This window comes from Microcoleus sp. BM001215392 (genome assembly GCF_036700185.1).
Classification (GTDB): Bacteria; Cyanobacteriota; Cyanobacteriia; order Cyanobacteriales; family Microcoleaceae; genus Microcoleus.
The window spans coordinates 1-1,921 of record NZ_JAUBOJ010000658.1 but is presented as its reverse complement, the minus strand read 5'-3'; the positions used below and the strand labels follow the sequence as shown (position 1 = coordinate 1,921).

The window sequence follows — 1,921 nt, the reverse complement described above, 5'->3', positions numbered from 1 at the left end:
TGTGACTTGGCTATGCCTGAGCTCGTTCCTATTTCTCAGACCTGAATCCTTACTGCGTAAGTCCTAATTTATTTAGATTTTGGATGATCTTGACACACTTTTAACTTTTGTTTTTCCTCTGGACGAGTAACGAAATAATCCTTTAACCGATCGCACCCTGTCGCTAATAGTTCATTTTTTGTTGGTTATTTTATTTGCTTTGATTAATTCCGTCACAGAGATGGCGATCGCTCTCCTTCACATTGGGGTTAGTTTTCAGATAATCACGCGCCCAATCGCAACCCCGTACCATCAGATCGTCAAGATCGAAATTCAACAAAGTTACTTTGTCAGAACTAACAGCTAAAGTTTTACCGTCAGGACTGAACTTTGCCATAGTGAATGAATCCATATTGAAAGTTTTGAGTAAAGTACCATCACTAAGCCAAAGTTTAAGCGTTTTATCCATGCTACCAGAAGCCAACAAACCACTACTGCTAAAACTCACGCTATTGACAAAACTGTTGTGTCCGCGCAGAATTTTATGCGACTTATCCTTGAGGTTCCAGAGTCTCACGGTCTGATCCTTGCTGGCTGAGGCTAAAATTTTGCCATCGGGACTAAAACTCACGTCCTCAACTGCGTTAGTATGTCCTTCAAGGGTTTTGAGTAAAGAACCATCAGGGTTCCAGAGTTTTATCTCGTTGTTAGAACTGGCTGAAGCAAGTATCTTACCATCAGGACTGAAACTCACCTTGTTAACATTCCAATCATGTCCATCACTATCACCACCTGAAGTAAGTACATTTCCATCGGGAGCAAACCACGCCCTAATACCGAATCTAGAAATTTTGAGCAAAGTACCTTCAGGGTTCCATAGTTGAACTTCCTCTTCATTGGCTAAAGCTAATGTCTTACCATCAGGACTAAAACTGATGCTATTGGGGTTGCCCATACTGAAAGTACGATGATTACCCAATAGAGGTTTAACTAAAGTGCCATCAATTCTCCAGACTCTGACAATACCGTCTTTACCTGCTGATGCCAGCATTTGTCCATCAGGGCTAAAAGTAACAGCGTTAACTTCATCACTATGCCCATTTAAAGTTCTGAGTTCTTTACCGTCAATACTCCAAAGTTTTACAGTTTTGTCTAAACTCGCCGAGGCAAGCATTTTGCCATTAGGGCTGAAGCTGACATCCCAAACCGTATCCTTATGTCCTGTGAGAGTTTTAAGTAGGCGACCATCGCCACTCCAGAGCTTAATTGTCCCTTTCTCAAACCCACTACTCGCAGCAATTGTCTGACCATCAGGACTGAATTTTGCAGTTTTATAACGAATACCTCCAATCTCAACGGTTTTGATTATATCTCTGGTAATGGCTACATCAAAAGTATCATTTCCTTGTCGAGAAATCTTCAGAATAACCTTTGTACCTGCCTCACCTCTAAGAAGATTTATGTTTTCGTCAAGACTCATATCTGGAGTGGGATTTCCATCAATTGCTAATATTTGATCTCCTACTTTTATACCTAATCTTTTTGCTGGTGAATTTTCAATTACCTTTACAACAGTTAAAATTTTTGTATTTTCATTGAATTCAATATTGAAACCTACACCACTAAATTCTTCGGACTTTTGGGCTGTTCCTCCAAATTGAGATAGGCGCTGTCCTGACAAATTCCAGAGTCTTAAGCCATCCATACCTGCGGTTAAAATCGTTTGACCATCAGGACTAAAAGTGACATCTGCAACTAAACCGTTATCGTGCTTCAAGGTTTTGAGTTCTTTGCCATCTAAATTCCATAGTTTAACTGTTCCATCTGCACTAGCTGAAGCAATTGTCTGTCCATCAGGACTGAAACTGACACGAAATATAGTCTTACTATAGCGATCCTAAATCATTTGCAAAAAAATCTGGCTTCACTAATTGTGATTAAG

The 1,921-nt window shown here is 40.0% G+C and carries 1 protein-coding gene; it reads right to left on the bottom strand.

Annotated elements, in window-relative coordinates; translation table 11 throughout:
* Positions 1 to 190: 190 nt before the first annotated feature.
* Positions 191 to 1,858, bottom strand: a complete 1,668-nt coding sequence (locus QT974_RS33885; RefSeq protein ID WP_442933239.1) for a PDZ domain-containing protein — start codon at positions 1,856 to 1,858, stop codon at positions 191 to 193.
* Positions 1,859 to 1,921 lie beyond the last annotated feature (63 nt).